General features: G+C 65.5%; 14 protein-coding genes and 4 tRNA genes. 3 read left to right on the plus strand and 15 right to left on the minus strand.

The annotated features are described in order from the left end of the window. Nucleotides 1–56: 56 nt before the first annotated feature. From rpoC to ACVCMG_RS05090, 15 genes are all read right to left on the minus strand, one after another. A complete protein-coding gene (gene rpoC / locus ACVCMG_RS05020) occupies nt 57–4,268 on the minus strand; it encodes a DNA-directed RNA polymerase subunit beta' (protein ID WP_395117258.1) in 4,212 nt (1,403 codons plus the stop codon). Nucleotides 4,269–4,422: 154 nt separating this feature from the next. Next, nucleotides 4,423–8,586: a DNA-directed RNA polymerase subunit beta gene (rpoB, locus tag ACVCMG_RS05025; RefSeq protein WP_395121355.1), complete on the minus strand. Its 4,164-nt coding sequence runs from the start codon at nt 8,584–8,586 to the stop codon at nt 4,423–4,425. A 256-nt stretch (nt 8,587–8,842) separates the two neighbouring features. Further along, entirely contained in the window at nt 8,843–9,214 is a 372-nt protein-coding gene (gene rplL / locus ACVCMG_RS05030) for a 50S ribosomal protein L7/L12 (protein WP_136258109.1), read from the minus strand. A 51-nt stretch (nt 9,215–9,265) separates the two neighbouring features. Further along, nucleotides 9,266–9,799: a 50S ribosomal protein L10 gene (rplJ, locus tag ACVCMG_RS05035; RefSeq protein ID WP_136258108.1), complete on the minus strand. Its 534-nt coding sequence runs from the start codon at nt 9,797–9,799 to the stop codon at nt 9,266–9,268. Nucleotides 9,800–10,148: 349 nt separating this feature from the next. Beyond that, nucleotides 10,149–10,856 (minus strand): 50S ribosomal protein L1, encoded by a 708-nt coding sequence (rplA, locus tag ACVCMG_RS05040; RefSeq protein WP_395117254.1) that lies wholly within the window; start codon nt 10,854–10,856, stop codon nt 10,149–10,151. A 3-nt stretch (nt 10,857–10,859) separates the two neighbouring features. Further along, nucleotides 10,860–11,288, minus strand: a complete 429-nt coding sequence (gene rplK / locus ACVCMG_RS05045) for a 50S ribosomal protein L11 (RefSeq protein ID WP_027491701.1) — start codon at nt 11,286–11,288, stop codon at nt 10,860–10,862. A gap of 299 nt (nt 11,289–11,587) precedes the next feature. After that, nucleotides 11,588–12,148: a transcription termination/antitermination protein NusG gene (nusG, locus tag ACVCMG_RS05050; protein WP_136258106.1), complete on the minus strand. Its 561-nt coding sequence runs from the start codon at nt 12,146–12,148 to the stop codon at nt 11,588–11,590. Between the two features lie 7 nt (nt 12,149–12,155). Further along, on the minus strand, nt 12,156–12,551 hold the full coding sequence (gene secE / locus ACVCMG_RS05055; RefSeq protein WP_395117252.1) for a preprotein translocase subunit SecE: 396 nt from the start codon (nt 12,549–12,551) through the stop codon (nt 12,156–12,158). Nucleotides 12,552–12,632: 81 nt separating this feature from the next. Continuing rightward, a tRNA-Trp gene (locus ACVCMG_RS05060) sits at nt 12,633–12,708 on the minus strand. Between the two features lie 106 nt (nt 12,709–12,814). Beyond that, complete coding sequence (gene tuf / locus ACVCMG_RS05065; RefSeq protein ID WP_395117250.1) at nt 12,815–14,005, minus strand: elongation factor Tu; 1,191 nt, start codon at nt 14,003–14,005, stop codon at nt 12,815–12,817. A gap of 78 nt (nt 14,006–14,083) precedes the next feature. Beyond that, a tRNA-Thr gene (locus tag ACVCMG_RS05070) sits at nt 14,084–14,159 on the minus strand. 172 nt (nt 14,160–14,331) lie between these two features. Further along, nucleotides 14,332–14,405 (minus strand) — tRNA-Gly (locus tag ACVCMG_RS05075). Nucleotides 14,406–14,453: 48 nt separating this feature from the next. Then, nucleotides 14,454–14,539: transfer RNA gene (locus ACVCMG_RS05080), tRNA-Tyr, on the minus strand. A 93-nt stretch (nt 14,540–14,632) separates the two neighbouring features. Further along, complete coding sequence (locus ACVCMG_RS05085) at nt 14,633–15,121, minus strand: acyl-CoA thioesterase (RefSeq protein WP_395117248.1); 489 nt, start codon at nt 15,119–15,121, stop codon at nt 14,633–14,635. A gap of 106 nt (nt 15,122–15,227) precedes the next feature. Beyond that, entirely contained in the window at nt 15,228–16,268 is a 1,041-nt protein-coding gene (locus tag ACVCMG_RS05090; RefSeq protein ID WP_447115014.1) for a cyanophycinase, read from the minus strand. 132 nt (nt 16,269–16,400) lie between these two features. Here ACVCMG_RS05090 and ACVCMG_RS05095 point away from each other — a divergent pair, with 132 nt between their 5' ends. The 3 genes from ACVCMG_RS05095 (at nt 16,401) to ACVCMG_RS05105 (ending at nt 21,190) form a co-directional block, all read left to right on the plus strand. Further along, the gene (locus tag ACVCMG_RS05095) at nt 16,401–16,976 is read left to right on the plus strand and encodes an RNA polymerase sigma factor (protein WP_395117244.1); all 576 of its coding nucleotides are present in this window, start codon (nt 16,401–16,403) and stop codon (nt 16,974–16,976) included. Further along, entirely contained in the window at nt 16,966–18,024 is a 1,059-nt protein-coding gene (locus ACVCMG_RS05100; protein ID WP_447115015.1) for a FecR family protein, read from the plus strand. The genes ACVCMG_RS05095 and ACVCMG_RS05100 overlap by 11 nt, the downstream gene beginning before the upstream one ends. A gap of 91 nt (nt 18,025–18,115) precedes the next feature. Continuing rightward, nucleotides 18,116–21,190 (plus strand): TonB-dependent receptor, encoded by a 3,075-nt coding sequence (locus ACVCMG_RS05105; protein ID WP_447105817.1) that lies wholly within the window; start codon nt 18,116–18,118, stop codon nt 21,188–21,190. The last annotated feature ends 36 nt before the right edge of the window (nt 21,191–21,226 follow it).

Raw genomic sequence — 21,226 nt, forward strand, 5'->3', positions numbered from 1 at the left:
CGAGGCGCGTCCCTGCGCCTCATTTCGTATGTCAGCGAGTGAAGCCTCGAACGGGCTTACTCGGCACCACCATCTGCACCGGTCACCTCTGCGACCGGGGTCGCAGGCGTGGTTCCGGAAAGCGTCTCGAGCTCCGTGGCGGTCAAACCGCCCTGGCGACGACGCAATGCGTGGTACGCCAAGCCCGTGCCTGCCGGAATGAGACGGCCGACAATAACATTTTCCTTCAGGCCCCGCAAGGTATCACGGGTGCCGCGCACCGCAGCTTCGGTCAACACGCGGGTGGTTTCCTGGAACGAGGCGGCCGAAATGAACGACTCGGTCGCCAGCGAAGCCTTGGTGATGCCAAGCAGGATCGACTGGTATTCGGCCGGTCGCTCGCCCTTGGCCACGGCCCGCTCGTTCTCGGCGTTGATCCGCACGCGCTCGATCTGCTCTCCGCGCAGGTAATGGCTGTCGCCCGGCTCGACGATCTCGATCTTGCGCAGCATCTGGCGAATGATCGCCTCGATGTGCTTGTCGTTGATCTTCACGCCCTGCAGGCGATACACGTCCTGGATCTCCTTGACCAGGTAACCGGCCAGCGGCTCCACGCCCAGCAGGCGCAGGATGTCATGCGGACTCGGCTCGCCGTCGACGACGGTTTCGCCCTTCTCCACATGCTCGCCCTCGAACACGATGACCTGACGCCACTTCGGAATCAGTTCCTCGTGCTCGTTGCCGTCGACGTCCTTGATGACCAGGCGCTGCTTGCCCTTGGTGTCCTTGCCGAAGCTGACGATGCCCGAACGCTCGGCCAGGATCGCCGGCTCCTTCGGTTTGCGCGCCTCGAACAGGTCGGCCACGCGCGGCAGACCGCCGGTGATGTCGCGAGTCTTCGAGCTTTCCTGCGGAATGCGCGCGATCACGTCGCCCACGCCCACCTCGGCGCCGTTCTGGATCGACACGATCGCACCGGCCGGCAGGAAGTACTGCGCGGCGATGTCGGTGCCCGGCAGCTTCAGCTCGCGGCCCTTGGCGTCTTCCAGGCGCACGATCGGACGCAGGTCCTTCGCCTGTGCGCCGCGGCGCTTCGGATCGGTGACCACCGCCGACTCCAGGCCGGTAAGTTCATCGGTCTGGCTCTGCACGGTGACGCCGTCGAGGAAGTCGATGAAGCGCACCACGCCGGCCACCTCGGTGACGATCGGGTGGGTATGCGGGTCCCAGTTGGCCACGGTCTGGCCCGGCTTGACCGCCGCACCGTCCTTGACCGCGATGGTGGCGCCGTACGGCACCTTGTAGCGCTCGCGCTCGCGGCCGCTGGCGTCGATCACGCTCAGTTCGCCGGAACGCGACACCGCCACCAGATGGCCCTGCTTGTGCTGCACCGACTTCAGGTTGTTGTACTTCAGCGAACCGGTGGTTTTCACCGTCACGTTGTCCACCGCCGCCGCACGCGAAGCCGCACCGCCGATGTGGAAGGTGCGCATGGTCAGCTGGGTGCCGGGCTCGCCGATCGACTGCGCGGCCACCACGCCCACGGCCTCGCCCATGTTGACCAGATGGCCACGGGCCAGATCGCGGCCGTAGCACAGCTTGCACACGCCATGTTCGGCTTCGCAGGTGATCGGCGAACGCACCTTGATGATCTGCACGCCGGCCTTGTCCAGCTTCTCGACCAGTGCCTCGTTGAGCAGGGTGTCGCGGGTGACGATCGGCTGGTCGTCGTCGCCCGGGGCGTAGACGTCCTCGACTACCACGCGGCCGAGCACGCGGTCGCGCAACGGCTCGACCACGTCGCCGCCTTCGACGATCGGCTGCATGGTGATGCCGTCCTCGGTGCCGCAGTCGTCCATGGTGATGACCACGTCCTGCGCCACGTCGACCAGGCGACGGGTCAGGTAACCGGAGTTGGCGGTCTTCAGCGCGGTATCGGCCAGGCCCTTGCGGGCGCCGTGGGTCGAGTTGAAGTACTGCAGCACGTTCAGGCCTTCGCGGAAGTTGGCCTTGATCGGGGTCTCGATGATCGAGCCGTCCGGGCGCGCCATCAGGCCGCGCATGCCGGCCAGCTGGCGAATCTGCGCCACCGAGCCACGCGCGCCGGAGTCGGCCATGATGTACAGCGAGTTCATCGACTTCTGGTTGACCGTCTTGCCGTCGGCATCGACCACCTTCTCGGTGCCGATGCCGTCGATCATCGCCTTGGCCACCAGCTCGCTGGTGCGCGACCAGATGTCGACCACCTTGTTGTAGCGCTCGCCGGCGGTGACCAGACCGGACTGGTACTGCTGCTGGATCTCGACGACTTCCTTCTCGGCCTCTTCCAGGATCGGCTTTTTCTCGGCCGGAATCAGCATGTCGTCGATGCCGATCGAGATGCCCGAACGAGTCGCGTAGCGATAGCCGGCATACATCAGCTGATCGGCGAACACGACCGTGTCCTTCAGGCCCAGCAGACGGTAGCTGGAGTTGATCAGACGCGAGATGTTCTTCTTCGTCAGCTCGGTGTTGGCCAGCTCGAACGGGAGGCCCTCGGGCATGATCTCGGCCAGCAAGGCGCGACCGACCGTCGTATCGACGATCCTGGTCTGCTGCGTGCGGGTACCGTCTTCGGCGATATGCACCAGCTTCATGCGCACCTTGACCTTGGCGTGCAACTCGACTGCACGGTTGTCGTATGCGCGACGTGCCTCGCCAATGCCGGAGAACACCATGCCGGTGCCCTTGGCGTTGATCAGCTCACGGGTCAGGTAATACAGGCCCAGCACGACGTCCTGGGTCGGCACGATGATCGGCTCGCCGTTCGCCGGCGACAGGATGTTGTTGGTCGACATCATCAAGGTGCGCGCTTCCAGCTGCGCCTCGATCGACAGCGGCACGTGGACAGCCATCTGGTCGCCGTCGAAGTCGGCGTTGAACGCGGTGCAGACCAGCGGATGCAGCTGGATCGCCTTGCCTTCGATCAGCTTCGGCTCGAACGCCTGGATGCCGAGGCGATGCAGGGTCGGCGCACGGTTCAGCAGTACCGGATGTTCGCGGATCACCTCTTCGAGGATGTCCCACACCTGGGCCTCTTCGCGCTCGACCAGCTTCTTCGCCGCCTTGATGGTGGTGGCTTCGCCACGCGCCTGCAGCTTGGCGAAGATGAAGGGCTTGAACAGCTCGAGCGCCATCTTCTTCGGCAGACCGCACTGGTGCAGGCGCAGGGTCGGGCCGACCACGATCACCGAACGACCGGAGTAGTCCACGCGCTTGCCGAGCAGGTTCTGGCGGAAGCGGCCCTGCTTGCCCTTGATCATGTCGGCGAGCGACTTCAGCGCGCGCTTGTTGGTGCCGGTGATGGCACGGCCGCGGCGGCCGTTGTCGAGCAGCGCATCGACCGATTCCTGCAGCATGCGCTTCTCGTTGCGCACGATGATGTCCGGCGCATTGAGCTCGAGCAGCCGCTTCAGGCGGTTGTTGCGGTTGATGACGCGACGGTACAGGTCGTTCAGGTCGGAGGTCGCGAAGCGGCCGCCATCCAGCGGCACCAGCGGACGCAGATCCGGCGGCAGCACGGGAAGAACGGTCAGCACCATCCACTCCGGTTTGTTGCCGGATTCCAGGAACGCCTCGATCAGCTTGACGCGCTTGGTCAGCCGCTTCAGCTTGGTCTCGGAATTGGTGGAAGCGATCTCTTCCTTCAGGCGGATGACTTCGCCCGGCAGGTCGAGCGACTTCAGCAGGTGGAATACCGCCTCGGCACCCATCCGCGCGTCGAACTCGTCGCCGTGTTCCTCGGTCGCCTCCAGGTACTGGTCCTCGCTGAGCAGCTGGCCGCGCTCCAGCGCGGTCATGCCCGGGTCGATCACCACGAAGGCTTCGAAGTACAGGATGCGCTCGATGTCGCGCAGGGTCATGTCCAGCATCAGGCCGATGCGCGAGGGCAGCGACTTGAGGAACCAGATGTGGGCGGTCGGGCTGGCCAGTTCGATATGGCCCATGCGCTCGCGACGCACCTTGGCCAGCGTCACTTCCGTGCCGCACTTCTCGCAGACCACGCCGCGATGCTTCATGCGCTTGTACTTGCCGCACAGGCACTCGTAGTCCTTCACCGGACCGAAGATGGCCGCGCAGAACAGGCCGTCACGCTCCGGCTTGAAGGTACGGTAGTTGATCGTCTCCGGCTTCTTCACTTCACCGTACGACCACGAGCGGATCAGCTCCGGCGACGCGAGCGCAATCTTGATCGCGTCGAAATCCGGCGTCGCACGCTGCTGGTTGAAGAGGTTGAGCAAGTCTTTCATTTGAATCTCCGGTCGGAGCAAATTCTTGGGTCGAGGTCCGCAGTTCGAACAAGATCAGGTTCGCCGGATCCGGGGCCGGGACCGGGTTTGCTTTTGCAAATCCCGGCTTTTAACAGACGAATGTCTGGTAATCCCGTATCCCGAACCCCGTCGATCACTTGACCTCTTCCAGGTCGATGTTGATGGCGAGCGAGCGGATTTCCTTCACCAGCACGTTGAAGGACTCCGGCATGCCTGCCGACATCTCGTGGTTGCCGTCGACGATGTTCTTGTACATCTGGTTGCGGCCCTGCACGTCATCGGACTTCACCGTCAGCATTTCCTGCAGGGTGTAGGCCGCGCCGTAGGCTTCCAGCGCCCAGACTTCCATTTCGCCGAAGCGCTGGCCGCCGAACTGCGCCTTGCCGCCCAGCGGCTGCTGGGTGACCAGCGAGTACGGGCCGGTGGAGCGTGCGTGCATCTTGTCGTCAACCAGGTGGTTGAGCTTCAGGTAATGCATGTAGCCCACGGTGACCGGGCGATCGAACGCCTCGCCGGTGCGACCGTCGTACAGCGTGGTCTGGCCCGACTCGGGCAGATCCGCCAGCTTCAGCATCGCCTTGATCTCGGTCTCCTCGGCGCCGTCGAACACCGGCGTCGCCATCGGCACGCCTTCCTGCAGGTTGGTGGCGAGCGCCAGGATCTCCTTGTCGGTGAGCGACTTCAGGTCGACGTGCTGCACCGCGCCGGCGACGTGGGTGTTGTAGATCTGGTCGAGGAACTTGCGGATCTCGACCACCTTCTCCTGCGCCTCGAGCATTTTCTGGATCTTCTTGCCCAGGCCCTTGGCGGCCCAGCCCAGATGCACTTCCAGAATCTGGCCGATGTTCATGCGCGAAGGCACGCCCAGCGGGTTGAGGCAGATATCCACCGCCTCGCCGTTGGCCATGTACGGCATGTCCTCGACCGGCACCACGTTGGAAACCACGCCCTTGTTGCCGTGGCGGCCGGCCATCTTGTCGCCCGGCTGGATGCGGCGCTTCACGGCCAGGAACACCTTGACCATCTTCAGCACGCCCGGCGCGAGGTCGTCGCCCTGGGTGATCTTGCCCTGCTTCTCCTTGAAGCGCTTGTCGAACTCTTCCTTGTGGCGCTTGATCTGGTCGGCGGCACGCTCGAGGAACTCGGTGACGTCCTCGTCCTTGACGTTGATCTTGAACCAGTCGTCCTTCTTCAGGCCGTCGAGGTAGGCGTCGGTGATCTCGGTGCCGCGCTTGAGGCCGCCCGGACCGCTCTGTGCGGTCTTGCCGACCAGCTGGGTGCGCATGCGGCTGTAGATCGCGCCTTCCAGGATGCGGAACTGGTCGTCCAGATCCTTGCGCACCCGCTTGACCTCGGTTTCCTCGATCTGCTTGGCGCGCTTGTCCTTCTCGATGCCGTCACGGGTGAACACCTGCACGTCGATGACGGTGCCGTCCATGCCCGGCGGCACGCGCAGCGAGCTGTCCTTCACGTCGGATGCCTTCTCGCCGAAGATCGCGCGCAGCAGCTTCTCTTCCGGGGTCAGCTGGCTCTCGCCCTTCGGCGTGACCTTGCCGACCATGATGTCGCCGGCCTTCACCTCGGCACCGATGTAGACGATGCCGGACTCGTCCAGCCGCGCCAGCGCCTGCTCGCCCACGTTCGGGATGTCGGCGGTGATTTCCTCGGCGCCCAGCTTGGTGTCACGCGCGATGCAGGACAGCTCCTCGATGTGGATCGAGGTGTAGCGGTCTTCCTGCACGACACGCTCGGAGAGCAGGATCGAGTCTTCGAAGTTGTAGCCGTTCCACGGCATGAACGCGATCAGCATGTTCTGGCCGAGCGCGAGCTCGCCCAGGTCGGTCGACGAGCCGTCGGCCAGCGTGTCGCCCTTTGCCACCACGTCACCGACGTTGACCAGCGGACGCTGGTTGAGGTTGGTGTTCTGGTTGGAGCGGGTGTACTTGGTCAGCGTGTAGATGTCGACGCCGGCGTCGTTGTCGCCCACCTCGTCCTCGTTCACGCGCACCACGATGCGCGCCGCGTCGACCTGGTCGATCACGCCGCCGCGCTTGGCCGAGACGATGACGCCGGAGTCGCGCGCCACGGCACGCTCGACGCCGGTGCCGACCAGCGGGGTCTGCGAACGCAGGGTCGGTACCGCCTGACGCTGCATGTTCGCGCCCATCAGCGCGCGGTTCGCGTCGTCGTGCTCCAGGAACGGCACCAGCGCCGCGGCGACCGACACGGTCTGCATCGGCGAGACGTCCATGTAGTCCACTTCGGACGCCGGGCGCAGCTCGGATTCGCCGCGGAAGCGGCAGGACACGAAGTCCTCGATGAAGGCGCCATGCTTGTCCAGCGGCGAGTTCGCCTGCGCGATCACGTGGTCGCCCTCCTCGATCGCCGACAGGTAATCGACCGTGTCGGTGACCTTGCCGCCGGCCACCTTGCGGTACGGCGTCTCGAGGAAGCCGTAGGCGTTGGTGCGCGCGTAAACGGCCAGCGAGTTGATCAGGCCGATGTTCGGGCCTTCCGGCGTTTCGATGGTGCAGACGCGGCCGTAATGGGTCGGATGCACGTCGCGCACCTCGAAGCCGGCGCGTTCGCGGGTAAGGCCACCCGGCCCGAGCGCGGAGACGCGGCGCTTGTGGGTGACTTCCGACAGCGGGTTGTTCTGGTCCATGAACTGCGACAGCTGCGAGGAACCGAAGAACTCCTTCACCGCCGCCGCGACCGGCTTGGCATTGATCAGGTCCTGCGGGGTCAGGCCATCGGCCTCGGCCAGGCTGAGGCGTTCGCGAACCGCACGCTCCACGCGCACCAACCCGATGCGGAAGGTGTTCTCCGCCATTTCGCCCACCGAACGCACGCGGCGGTTGCCCAGGTGGTCGATGTCGTCCACGGTGCCGTGGCCGTTCTTGATGTCGATCAGCACCTTCAGCACGTCGAGGATGTCGGAGCTCTCGCCCTGCTCGGCGACCAGTCGCTGCGACTCCTCTTCCTTGCGCTCGCTGAAGTACTTGTAGTCGTACAGCACGCCCGGGCCGAGGATTTCCTTGCGGCCCACGCGGCGGTTGAACTTCATCCGGCCCACGCTCGACAGGTCGTAACGGTCGAAGGTGAAGAACAGGTTGAAGAACAGGTTCTGCGCGGCGTCCTTGGTCGGCGGCTCGCCCGGACGCATCATGCGGTAGATCTCCACCAGCGCCTCCAGCGGCGTCGTGGTGTTGTCGATGCGCAGGGTGTGCGAGATGTAGGCGCCGCGGTCCAGGTCGTTGACGTACAACGTCGGCACGATCTCGATGCCGGCCTTGCGGAAGTTCTCCAACTGCTCGGCGGTGATCTCGTCGTTCGCCGAGGCCAGCAGCTCGCCAGTCTTGCTGTCGACGATGTCCTTCGCCACGATGCGGCCGACCGGATAGTCATCCGGTACTTCCAGCGCGGTGATGTTCTCGGCCGCCAGCTGGCGCACGTGGCGCGCGGTGATGCGCTTGCCGGCTTCCACCAGCACCTTGCCGCCGATGGCCAGGTCGAAGCTCAGCGTCTCGCCACGAAGGCGCTCGGCAACCAGCTCCAGCGTGGTGCCGCCCTTCTTGCCCAGGTGGAACACGTTGTGCTCGAAGAAGATGCCCAGCATCTCTTCGTTGTTGTAGCCGAGCGCACGCAGCAGCACCGTCACCGGCAACTTGCGGCGACGATCGATGCGGGTGAACAGCGCGTCCTTCGGGTCGAACTCGAAGTCCAGCCATGAGCCGCGGTAGGGGATCACGCGAGCCGAGAACAGCAGCTTGCCCGAGCTGTGCGTCTTGCCGCGGTCGTGGTCGAAGAACACGCCCGGCGAACGATGCAGCTGCGAGACGATCACGCGCTCGGTGCCGTTGATGATGAAGGTGCCGGTGTCGGTCATGAGCGGAATCTCGCCCATGTAGACCTCCTGCTCCTTGATGTACTTGACCACCTTCTTGGAGGCCGGGCTGTCCTTGTCGTAGATGACCAGGCGCACGGTGGTGCGCAGCGGCGCGCCGAAGGTCATGCCGCGGTTGCGGCATTCGCGCTCGTCGAACGCCGGCTCGCCGAGGCGGTAGTCGACATACTCGAGTGCGGCATTGCCCGAATAGCTGGAGATCGGGAACACCGACTTCAACGCGGCATGCAAACCCTTCTCGCCGCGTTGCTTCGGCGCGACGTGCTCCTGCAGGAACTCACGGTAGGAATCGGTCTGGATGGTCAGCAGGTTGGGCACGCCCAGTACGGGCGGACGCTTGCCAAAGTCCTTGCGGATGCGTTTCTTCTCGGTAAACGAGTAGGCCATGATCGGTAGCGCCTCGGTTCGCAGTGACGCCGGCGGTGCACACACCGGCTGAAGGGATGATTTGTCTTTGCCGGACGGCCAACGCCATCCGGGCCGGGGATTCGGGAATCGAGAATGGGGAATCGGTCAAGGCCCGAAGGCCGTTACTGACGATTCGCCATTCTCCATTCCCCATTCCCGTTCAAACGGGCAAAGCCCGGGAGCTTTCGCTCCCAGGCTCGCTTGACATCAAGTCGAAGCAGCGGCGTACAAACGCCGATTACTTCAATTCGACGGTGGCGCCGGCAGCTTCCAGATCCTTCTTGAACTTGTCGGCGTCTTCCTTCGACACGGCTTCCTTCAGGACGCCGCCGGCCTCGGTGAGGTCCTTGGCTTCCTTCAGGCCCAGGCCGGTGATCGCGCGGACAGCCTTGATCACGTCGACCTTCTTGGCACCGGCGCTCTTCAGGATCACGTCGAACTCGGTCTGCGCTTCGGCAGCCGGACCGGCAGCAGCCGGGCCGGCAGCGACCATCACCGGGGCGGCGGCGGTCACGCCAAACTTCTCTTCGATCGCCTTCACCAGGTCCATCACTTCCATCAGCGACTTGGCGGCGACGGCTTCAACGATCTGTTCGTTGGTCAGGGACATTGCATTTACCTCTGGATGTATTTCGGTTCGGTTTGATGAGACGCAGATCGATCAGGCCGGTTCGGCTTCAGCCGGGGCTTCGGCGGCGACTTCGCCACCACCCTGCTGGTCGGCCACCGCCTTGACGACGCGGGCGAACATCGTGGCCGGCTCGGCCAGCACGCGGGCCAGCATGGCCAACGCCTGTTCGCGGGTCGGCAGCGAGGCCAGCACGTCGACGTGCGAGGCCGGCAGCAGCTTGCCTTCGACCGAGACGAGCTTCGCCTGCAGCTTGTCGTTGTCCTTGGCGAACTCCTTGATCAGACGCCCGGCAGCGCCGGGTTCTTCCGTCGAGAATGCGTACAGCAGCGGACCGACCAGGGCGTCCTTGACGACCTCGAACTCGGTACCGGCCACGGCGCGCGACGCCAGCGTGTTCTTGACGACTCGCAAGTACACACCGGATTCGCGGGCCTTCTTGCGCATCGCGGTCATCTGAGCGACCGTGGTGCCCGCATACTCGGCAGCGACCAGGGAGTGAGCCTTCGCGGCAACTTCAGCCAGCTCTGCGACTACTTCTTGCTTCTGAGACAGATTGAGAGCCATTGCACTCCTCCAAATGAACTCCGCTCGCGGCTCCTGCCGCTTGCGGTCCTGGGCGACGCCGTCCCTGGCGCCGGGGACACCTCGTGCCCCGGGTGTTGGCCTTTCCAGAACTGAACAACGAACCGTTCCAGTAGGGGCAGCACCATCTGCGCAGGCCGGATCGTGGCGACTCCGATTAAGCAACCCCGTTGGCGACGCGGCGATTCCCTGCCAGGTTCGAGCTCCCTGCCCGTCGTCGTCGCGCGTTGGTTGCGCCTGCGGTCTTTGACAGCGATCCCGGCTTCGCGAACGGGCCGGGACTGCCCTCAAAAACTGCCCGCGTCGACTTCGAGGTCGACGCGGGGCTTGATTACTTGGCGGCGATCGTCAGCGACGAGGTATCGACGGCAACGCCGACGCCCATCGTGCTGGACAACGCCACTTTCTGCAGGAACACGCCCTTGGCCGTCGACGGCTTGGCCTTGATCACATCGGCGATCAGCGCGTTGAGGTTGTCCGCCAGCTGGGCGGCCTCGAAGCTGGCCTTGCCGATGGTGGCGTGGACGATGCCAGCCTTGTCGTTGCGGAACTTCACCTGGCCGGCCTTGGCGTTCTTCACCGCGGTGGCGACGTCGGCGGTGACCGAGCCGTCCTTCGGGTTCGGCATCAGGCCGCGCGGGCCGAGCAACTGGCCGAGCTTGCCGACCACGCGCATCGCGTCCGGCGTGGCGATCACGCGACCGAAGTCGAGATCACCGCCCTGCATGCGCTCGGCCAGGTCGTCCATGCCGACCGCGTCGGCACCGGCGGCCTTGGCCGCCTCGGCCTTCTCGCCCGGCGGGCAGAACACGGCGACCTTGACGGTCTTGCCGGTGCCATGCGGCAGCAGCGAGGAGCCACGCACGCCCTGGTCCGACTTCTTTGCGTCGATACCCAGGCGCACGGCCACGTCGACCGACTCGGCGAACTTCGCCTTGGCGTTGTCCTTGACGATCTTCAGGGCCTCTTCCAGGCCGTAGAACTTGCCCGGCTGCACCGCGGCCTGCGCGGCTTTCATGCGCTTCGTGAGCTTTGCCATGTCTTAACCCTCCACCACAAGGCCCATGCTGCGGGCGCTACCGGCAATGGTGCGCACCGCGGCGTCGAGATCGGCAGCCGTCAGATCCGGCTCCTTCTGCTTGGCAATGTCTTCCAGCTGCTTGCGGGTGACCTTGCCGACCTTGTCGGTGTTCGGCTTCTGCGAACCCTTGGCGACGCCGGTGGCCTTCTTCAGAAGGATGGTGGCGGGCGGGGTCTTGGTGATGAAGGTGAAGCTGCGGTCGGAATAGGCCGTGATGATGGTCGGGATCGGCAGACCCGGCTCCAGCTTCTGCGTGGCGGCATTGAACGCCTTGCAGAACTCCATGATGTTCAGGCCGCGCTGACCGAGGGCGGGACCGACCGGCGGCGAGGGGTTGGCCTGACCGGCCTTGACCTGCAGCTTGATGTAACCGACAACTTTCTTTGCCATGGGATTTTCCTCGCGAGTCCAGGCGCCTTGCGGCTCCTCGCTGTTCACCGCTCCGTGGATGGAAGGAAGACCTGCCTCGTGCAGATCCGAAACGCGGACACGCCGGGCCAAAAAGACCCCGCGTGAACCGCGCAGTATAGAGATTTACCGGATCATCAGCAAGCCCCGTGCCAGTTGCGGCACCAAGACCGAAATCGGAAGCGGAGAGTGTCGGCCTGACCGGCGCTACCCTCCCCCGCCAGCGGAGGAAAAGACGAAGATGCCGAGCGAGTGCGCTCCGGGCAATCTTTTCCCTGGACTCAGGCCTTTTCGACCTGACCGAACTCCAGTTCCACCGGGGTCGAACGCCCGAAGATCAACACGGCCACGCGCAGGCGGCTCTTCTCGTAGTTGACTTCCTCGACCACGCCGTTGAAATCGTTGAACGGGCCCTCGGTGACGCGCACCATCTCGCCCGGCTCGAACAGCACCTTCGGCTTGGGCTTCTCGACGCCCTCGCGCACGCGACTGAGAATGGCGTCGGCTTCACTGTCCTTGATCGGCAACGGGCGATCGGCGGTGCCGCCGATGAACCCCATGACCTTGGGGGTTTCCTTGATCAGGTGCCAGCACTCGTCGTCGATGCGCGGCGCCTTGCCCTCGGTGCTGCACTCGATCTGCACCAGCACGTAGCCAGGGAAGAACTTGCGATCGCTGCGGCGCTTCTGCCCGCCGCGCATCTCGATCACTTCCTCGGTCGGCACCAGCACTTCGCCGAACTTCTCTTCCATCCCGGCGCGCTTGATGCGCTCCTCGAGAGAACGCTTGACCTGGTTCTCGAAGCCCGAATAGGCGTGCACCACGTACCAGCGCTTGCTCATGCTCATCTCAACCACCCAGCTTCAACAGCCAGTCGAGGATGACCGACTTCAGGATCAGGTCGATCAACCCCAGCAGCAGCGACAGGACGATCACCACCAGCAGGATGACGCCGGTCGTCTTGATCGTCTCGTCGCGCGTGGGCCAGACCACCTTGCGCATCTCGAACTGCGATTCGGCCAGGAAATTCCTGACCCGCCGCCCCAGCCCGGTGAACGCGGCGATCGCCACGGCGATCACCAGCGCGGCGAGCACGCCCAGCAGGCGCATCGACACGGGGACGCTGCCGTCACGACCGAACCAGGAATAGGCAAAGATGCCCGCTGCCAGCACCAGCCCCGCCAGTATCAGCTTGCCGATGTCGCCAGCGTTGGTGCCCTTGGGCTGTTCTGCCTTGGTAATCATGTGCGCTTGTCGAGTGGCGGCAGCACGCCGAGCCTTGCGGTCGACCCTGCCATCGTCACCCGTCCGAATCCTCGGGAAAAGTGGCACGCCAGGAGGGACTTGAACCCCCAACCTGCGGTTTTGGAGACCGCTGCTCTGCCAATTGAGCTACTGGCGTAAAAACGGGAACAGGGAATAGAGAATCGGGAATGGTAAACGATCCGGAGCGTGTCGTGCTTCGCTCCAGCGATTCCCGATTCCCGATTCCCTACTCCCGATGTATTTTACTTGATGACCTTGGCCACCACGCCGGCGCCGACGGTGCGGCCGCCTTCGCGGATGGCGAAACGCAGGCCTTCGTCCATCGCGATCGGGTGGATCAGGCTCACCACCATCTTCACGTTGTCGCCCGGCATCACCATTTCCACGCCTTCCGGCAGGGTCACGGCACCGGTCACGTCGGTCGTGCGGAAGTAGAACTGCGGGCGGTAGCCCTTGAAGAACGGCGTGTGACGGCCACCCTCGTCCTTCGACAGCACATACACTTCGGCCTCGAAGTCCGTGTGCGGGGTGATCGTGCCCGGCTTGGCCAGCACCTGGCCACGCTCCACGTCGTCGCGCTTCAGGCCGCGCAGCAGCAGGCCGGCATTGTCGCCCGCCTGGCCCTGGTCCAGCAGCTTGCGGAACATCTCCACGCCGGTGACCGTGGTCTTCTGCGTGTCGCGGATGCCGACCACTTCGATTTCGTCGCCCACCTTGATCACGCCGCGCTCGATACGACCGGTCACCACGGTGCCGCGGCCGGAGATCGAGAACACGTCTTCCACCGGCATCAGGAACGGCTTGTCGATCGTGCGCACCGGCTCGGGGATATAGCTGTCCAGCGCGTCCACCAGCTTGATGATCGCCGGCACGCCGATTTCGCTCTGGTCGCCTTCCAGCGCCTTCAGCGCCGAACCATGGATGATCGGGGTGTCGTCGCCCGGGAAGTCGTACTTGCTCAGCAGCTCGCGCACTTCCATCTCGACCAGTTCGAGCAGCTCGGCGTCATCGACCATGTCCGCCTTGTTCAGGAACACCACGATGTACGGCACGCCGACCTGGCGCGACAGCAGGATGTGCTCGCGCGTCTGCGGCATCGGGCCGTCCGCGGCCGAGCACACCAGGATCGCGCCGTCCATCTGCGCCGCACCGGTGATCATGTTCTTCACGTAGTCCGCGTGGCCGGGGCAGTCGACGTGCGCGTAGTGGCGGGTCGGCGACTCGTATTCCACGTGCGCGGTCGAGATCGTGATGCCACGCGCCTTCTCTTCCGGCGCCGCGTCGATCGCGCTGTAGTCCTTGAATTCTCCACCGAAACGCTCGGCACCGACCTTCGTCAGCGCCGCCGTCAGCGTCGTCTTGCCGTGATCCACGTGACCAATCGTGCCGACGTTGACGTGCGGCTTGGTGCGTTCGAATTTACCCTTTGCCATGCGCGCTAAACCCCGATGGAGTCAATCAATTGTAGAAAAGAACAGCCCGTTTACGGGCTGGCCGTGAAGGCCGGAAGCTGGTGCTCATGACAGGAATCGAACCTGTGACCTCTTCCTTACCAAGGAAGTGCTCTACCGACTGAGCTACATGAGCGTGTATTTCAGCCGTCCTCCATGACGGCAAAGACAAGACCGACATCCTGTCGGACTCTTCATAACTTCAGCCATCCTCCATGATGACGAAGAACAGACCGGCGTCCTGCCGGATGATTCGAAACTTATGCCGCGATCGCGTCGATCAACAGCTTCTGACACTTGCAGTGCAATGGAGCGGGAGACGGGGATCGAACCCGCATCATCAGCTTGGAAGGCTGAGGTTCTACCATTGAACTACTCCCGCCCTGCGCGGAAATCGTGTCTTGCGCGCCGCTTTCGCGTCGCTTGTTGCTGGTGGAGGGAGGTGGATTCGAACCACCGAAGGCGTAAGCCAGCAGATTTACAGTCTGCCCCCGTTGGCCGCTTGGGTATCCCTCCAACAAAGAACGCGTATTGTGTGGATCGTGCCGGGAACTGTCAACACCTCATGGCACGCATATCGCATGTCGGCGCGCCATCCGGCCGTGCCCGTCAGGTGTCGGCAAGGTCTTGCGGATCGACCAACTGCTCCATCCCCCGGGACAACTCGAGCAGTTGCCGGGCCTTGGCCTGCAGGCGCCGATCGGCCTCGTTGCGCGGCTCCCAGCATGGCACCGGGGTGGGCTTGCCATCGGCGCCGTCCAGCGCCACAAACACCATCACGCAGCTGGTCGCCAGGCGCTGGTCGCCCTTGCGCAAGTCGCTGGCCATCACGTCGACGGCCAGATGCATGCTGCTGCGGCCCGTATGGATCAGGCGCGCCCTCACCGTGACGAGGTCGCCGATCAGGATCGGCGCCACGAACTGGATGCCGCTGACCGAGGCCGTGACGCAATACGCTCCACTCCAGGCAACCGCGCAGGCATAACCGGCCTGGTCGATCCACTTCATCGCCATGCCGCCGTGCACCTTGCCGCCGAAGTTGACGTCGGTGGGCTGGGCGAGAAAACGGAAACTGACTTCCTGCTGTTTTCCGGGCATGGCGGGTCCGCGAAAGCAAGATCGGAAGGGCGATTATGCCCGCTTCACCCACTCACCACGATCGCTACGCCGGCAACCGGCGTCGCCATGCGCGCGCCGAAGCCAGCTAACCTGCCGGCGTCGCGGCCGGCACGGCATCGCCGTGCAACTCAAGCTTGCCGTCGCGCACGTCAGCGGTGACCTCGAACGCCGGGCGTTGCACGCTCAGATCGCGCAGGTCGATCCGACTGTGCGGGCCGATGCCGGTCACGCGAATGCCCCGATAGTCCAGCGGCTGGCCGGCAACGACCCGCGCCGGCGGACCCGCGGGGCGCACCAGCCAGGCGAAACCGTCGTTCAGGGTGACCAGATGCCCTTGTCCATCGGCCTCCACGCACAACGCGGCATCCTCATCCACGCCCAGGCCGATCACGTCGGCATGCCCCTCGTGGCGCAACCGGGCAATGAACGCAACCAACCGGCCCAGCCGCTTGCGCGCATGGAAGTGGGTGTCGGTGATGACGTGCTGCAGGTACGGCAGATGCAGGAAACCTTCGACCACGGTCACCGCCTTGCCCAGCGGATCGGCCAGCGCTTCATCCGAGGTGATGCTGCCGCCGTCCAGCGCGCCATAGGCAAAGCGGCCGAGGATCGCCAGGCCGGCACTGGTGCCGCCCAGCGGCTTGCCCTGCGCCACATGGCGTTCCAGCAAGGCGTTCAACGGCGTGCCTTTCCAGAACCGCACATAGTTGGCCTGGTCGCCGCCGGCGATGAAGATGCCGTCGGCCGAACGCACGATCTCCAGCACGCGCGGATCGCTGGCCGCCGCGCGGTCGTGGAACACCAGGGTCTGCACCGAGGCCACGCCGCCGATGTCTTCGTACAGCTCCTTCTGCAATTCATCGGCACCGGAGGCGCGCAGGACCACGAAATGCCCGTGCCCGCCCCTGGCGGCGAACCATGCGAACGCCGCCGGCGGCCAGTCACCACCGCCCATCAGCAGCAGCGCCGGCTCGGTGGTTCCGGGGCGCGCGGCGTCGAGCTTGCCGATCCGGTAATAGTCGTAGCCTGCACCCGACGGCTTGGCCACGCTGCCGGGCCCGAAGCCCGCCAACAGCAGGCAGCACGCCAGCCACAGCCAGCGGAAAGTTGGTCGGAACGTTTTCATCGGCACTTCCCCGGGCCATGACAGAGCGGGCGCATGCCCGTCCGTGGTTATCGTCCGGGACGAGCGGCCCGCGGATATCCCCCACGTTCGCCCCGCTGTCCAGCCGCCCCGGATTGGCGCTAAGGTCGCCACGTGGACAATTCCCTCAACAGCTGGTTTGCCCGCGAAATCCTCGTCCACGAGGGCGCCCTGATGCGCTATCTGCGGCGCAGCTGGTTCCGTCGCGAGGAGGTCCACGACCTGCGCCAGGAGATCTACGTTCGCGTCTACGAAGCCGCGGCACGGTCGCGCCCGACCCAACCCAAGTCGTTCATGTTCACCACGGCGCGCCACCTGATGACCGACCGCCTGCGCCGCGAACGGGTGGTCTCGATCGAGGCCGTGGGTGATATCGACGCGTTGAACGTCTCGGTGGACGAGGTCACGCCGGACCGCCGGCTGGACGCACACCAGGAGTTGAAACGCCTCGCCGACGCGTTCGACCGCCTGCCCGACCGCTGCCGCGAGGTGGTCTGGCTGCGCCGCGTCGAGCAGTTGTCGCAGAAACAGGTCGCCGCCCGCATGGGCATCAGCGAGAAGACCGTGGAGAAGCAGATCGCCAAGGGCGCGCGGCTGATCGCTCAGTATGTGCACGGCGATCGCCACGCCCATCGCCACACCCGTGCAGGCGAACAGGAAACCGCCATCGAGCTTGGTCATGACCAGTAGCAGGGAGATCGAACACATCGCCGCGAGCTGGCTGGCCCGACGCGACGGCGAGCACTGGAACGAGCGCGACCAGCGCCGGCTGGACGCGTGGCTGGATGCGTCAACCGCGCACCGGGTGGCCTACGTGCGGCTCGACGCGGCGTGGCAGCAAAGCGGCCGGCTGCAGGCGCTGGGTGCCGGCTGGCGCGCCGGCGGCGTGCCGCCGCGTGGCAGTTGGGCGACGCCGCACACCGGTGCACCTGCGCTGGCGCAACCGCACGCTGCCGCGACTCCGCGCGGCTGGCGGGCAGCCACGCGACGCCGATCCTGGCCGCACGCCCGGCTGCTGGCGGTCGCCGCTTCGCTGCTGGTGGTCGTGACGCTGGCGCTGGCCTGGCATGGGTACGGCGCGGTGGAGCAGGCATCCTATCGAACCGCCGTCGGCGAGCTGCGCGAGGTGCAACTGGCGGACGGCTCGGTGGCCACGCTCAGCAGCGACAGCCGCATCCGGCTGACCTGGTCGCGCCGCGAACGCCACGTCGATCTCGAGCAAGGCGAGGCGTTCTTCAGCGTGGCCAAGGATCGCGCACGACCGTTCGTGGTCAGCGCCGACGCGCGCCGGGTGATCGCCGTCGGCACACGCTTCGCGGTGCGCCGTGACGCGGCGGATCTGCGCGTGGTGGTCACCCAGGGCCTGGTGCGGCTGGAATCCGACGGTCGTCCCGACGGCCCGCACCAGGCCACCACCCTGTTGCCGGCCGGCAGCGTGGCCATCGCCAGCGATGGCGGCGTGGTCGTGCATTCGGGAACCGTGCAGCAGGCGCAGGAATACCTGAGCTGGCGCAACGGTTTCGTCAGCTTCCACGACACCCCGCTGGCCACCGCCGTGGCCGAGTTCAACCGCTACAACCAGCGCAAGATCGTGATCGACGATGCGCGGGTCGGCGCCATGCGCGTGGGCGGCAACTTCCGCTGGTCCAACACCGACGCCTTCGTGCGGCTGCTGACGCGCGGCTTCCCGGTCAAGGCCACCGCGCGCGGGAACACCATCGTGTTGAGTCCGCGCTGAGCGGAGCGGTGCCTGGGGGGATTTTCCGCGCCCGCTCGTCATGGCATCTACGCGGTGCGCATCGTGCGCGCCTGCCCGGGGAGAACTGCACATGACTCGTTCGCTACGCGGCGCGCTGTTGATCCTTGCTTGCTCGGCACCGGCCCTCGCCGCCGCACAGGCCCCGGCGACGCGGCCGGTCGACATCCCGGCCGGTGACCTGGTCACCGCGCTGGATACGCTGGCCCGCCAGTCCGGCGCGCAGTTCATCTACCAGGCCGACCAGCTGCGCGGACTGCGCACCGCCGGCGTGCGCGGCACGCTGTCGACGGACGAGGCGCTGCGGCGGTTGCTGGCCGGCAGCGGCTTCACCACGCAGCACGACGAGTCCGGCGCGGTAGTGATCGTCAAGGCGGCCCGCCGAACCGCGCCGCCAACCGCACCCGCGCCTGCCGGCAGCGGCTCCGCCGAACCGGACCCGGAACAGGCCACACGGCTGGACGAAGTGCAGGTCACCGGCTCGCGCATTCCGCGGGTGCAGGTCGAGGGCCCGGCGCCAGTCACCGTGGTCACCGCGCAGGAGATCAAGGCCGCCGGCTTCGCCAGCGTGCCCGACGTGATGCGCGCGATCACCCAGAACAGCGGCGAGACGCAGAGCCAGCAATCCTCCAGCGGCGCCGACTTTTCGCCGGGCGCCGAGGAAGTCGACTTGCGCGGGCTCGGCCCCAACCACACCCTGGTACTGGTCAACGGCCGGCGCATCGCCGATTTTCCGCTGCCGTTCAAGGGCCGCAGCAACTTCACCGACATCTCCAACATCCCGATCGGCATGATCGACCGCATCGAGGTGCTCACCGGCAGCGCCTCGGCGGTGTACGGTTCGGATGCGATCTCCGGCGTGGTGAACTTCATCCTGAAGGACCACGCCGACGGCACCACCATCGACCTGCGCTACGGCGACACCACCCGCGGCGGCGGCGCGTCGACCAAGCTGAACTTCTCCACCGGCTTCTCGCAGGGTGACTTCAACCTGGTGTTCGGCGCCGAGCTGATCGACCAGAAGCCGCTGTGGGCCTACGACCGCAAGATCCAGGACTCCACCGCCGACGCGCCCACCGCGCGCTCGCAGGTGCCGCGCCGCACCTTCCTCAACGGCGACTGGAACGACGACTACATCGACCCCGGCCAGGCCACCTGCGACGCGCTGTCGTACCTCAACGGCGGCACCACGGTGTATGCGAACCGGCCGCGCTACGGCAATTTCTGTGGCAGCGCCGAGTCGATCGGCTACGGCACCATCCTCAGCCAGCGCCGCGGCATCAACACCTACACCTCGGCCAACTTCAAGATCAACGACAACCTGAGCTGGTTCGGCGACATGCAGCTGGGCTGGAGCAAGGTCGAGCTGTTCCGCGACGTCGAGCAGTGGAACTACCAGGCGCCCGACGGCAACGAGGACGGCTACTTCTACAACGCGCACAGCGGCGGCATCGAGAACTGGTATCGCCAGTTCACGCCGGAAGAAATGGGCGGCCTCGGCCGCGGCATGATCGAGAACACGCAGAAGACCTTCAGCCTCACCACCGGCTTCAAGGGCACGTTCGGCCAGGCCTGGGATTACGAGGCCTCGCTCAGCCACTCGCAGTACAAGGCGCTGATCAGCTGGCCGCAGACCGTCGCCGCGAAGGCCAACGATCTCTACCTCGGCCCGCAACTGGGCGTGGACCCGGACAGCGGCCTGCCGATCTTCGACGCCGATCCCGTCCGCCTGTACACGCCGCTGACCCGCGCCGAGTACGACGCGATCACCGCGCGCACCAACTACCACCCCGAATCGCGCAGCGACACGCTGGCGTTCACCCTGACCAACACCGCCTTGTTCAACCTGCCCGCCGGGCCGGCGGGTTTCGCCGGCGTGGTCGAGTTCGGCAACCAGGCCTACGACCTCAACCCCGATCCGCTGGCCACCCAGTACTACTACTACAGCTGGAAGGATTCCGACGGCCACGGCAGCCGCAACCGCTGGGCCACCGCCGGCGAGCTGCGCCTGCCGCTGCTGGAATCGCTCAACCTCAGCCTGGCCGGCCGCTACGACCAGTACCGCTTCTCCGGACACAAGACCGGCAAGCTGACCTACAGCACCGGGCTGGAATGGCGCCCGCTCGACAGCCTGCTGCTGCGCGGCTCCTACGGCACCGCGTTCCGTGCGCCTGACCTGCACTACGTCTACGCCGGCATCGGCAACGACGAAACCTCCGGCAACGACTACTACCGCTGCCGCACCGAGGAGCCGGATGTCGACATCACCGATTGCGATTACGCCGACGAAGGCCTGATCCGCACGCGCCAGGGCAACCGCGACCTGAACTCCGAAACCAGCACCTCGTGGACCGGCGGCTTCGTGTGGTCGCCGACGCCGAACCTGGATCTGTCGGTGGACTATTTCAACATCCGCATGAAGAACCAGGTGCAGGACCTCAGCACCGACCGCATCCTGCAGCTGGAGGCGAACTGCCGCATCGGCACCGACGTCGGCGGCAATCCGGTGGACGCGAATTCGCCCAGCTGCCTCGACGCGATCTCGCGCGTGAATCGCTATCCGACCGACAGCGCGGTCGATCCGGGCGGCCTGTACGGCATCTACGTCAACCCGATCAACGTGGCCAACGAGCGCACCAGCGGCATCGACGCCAGCGCCCACTACAAGCTGGAAACCGCGATCGGCACATTCCGCCTCGCGGGCAGCCATACCTGGACGCGCAATCACCTGTTCCAGCAATATCCCGGCGACCCCACCCTGGACGAGCTGGCAGTCAACAGCGGCTTCGACATCCCGCGCGAGAAGACCAGCGCCAGCGTGTCATGGGAGCGCAAGGCCTGGTCGGCCACCCTGTTCGGCACGCGCCTCGGGCGGCTGCCGAACTCGGATTCGTACGACCAGATCGTCGACACCGGCGCGGGCGAACCGGCCTGGGTACACGCCACCTACCGCTACAACGCCACGCTGCAATACAAGTTCAGCGACCACGCGCAGCTGTCGCTGGCGGTGGACAACCTGTTCGACAAGATGCCGCCACGCGACCCCAGCTACACGTCATACCCGTACTACGACATCTCGTGGTTCGACGCGGCCGGCCGCAGCTACTACGTGCAGTTCACCTACAAGTTCGGCGGCAGCGCGCTTTAGCAGCCAACCTTCCCGCAGGAGCGCACTTGTGCGCGA

This window comes from Rhodanobacter sp. UC4451_H18 (assembly GCF_052978225.1).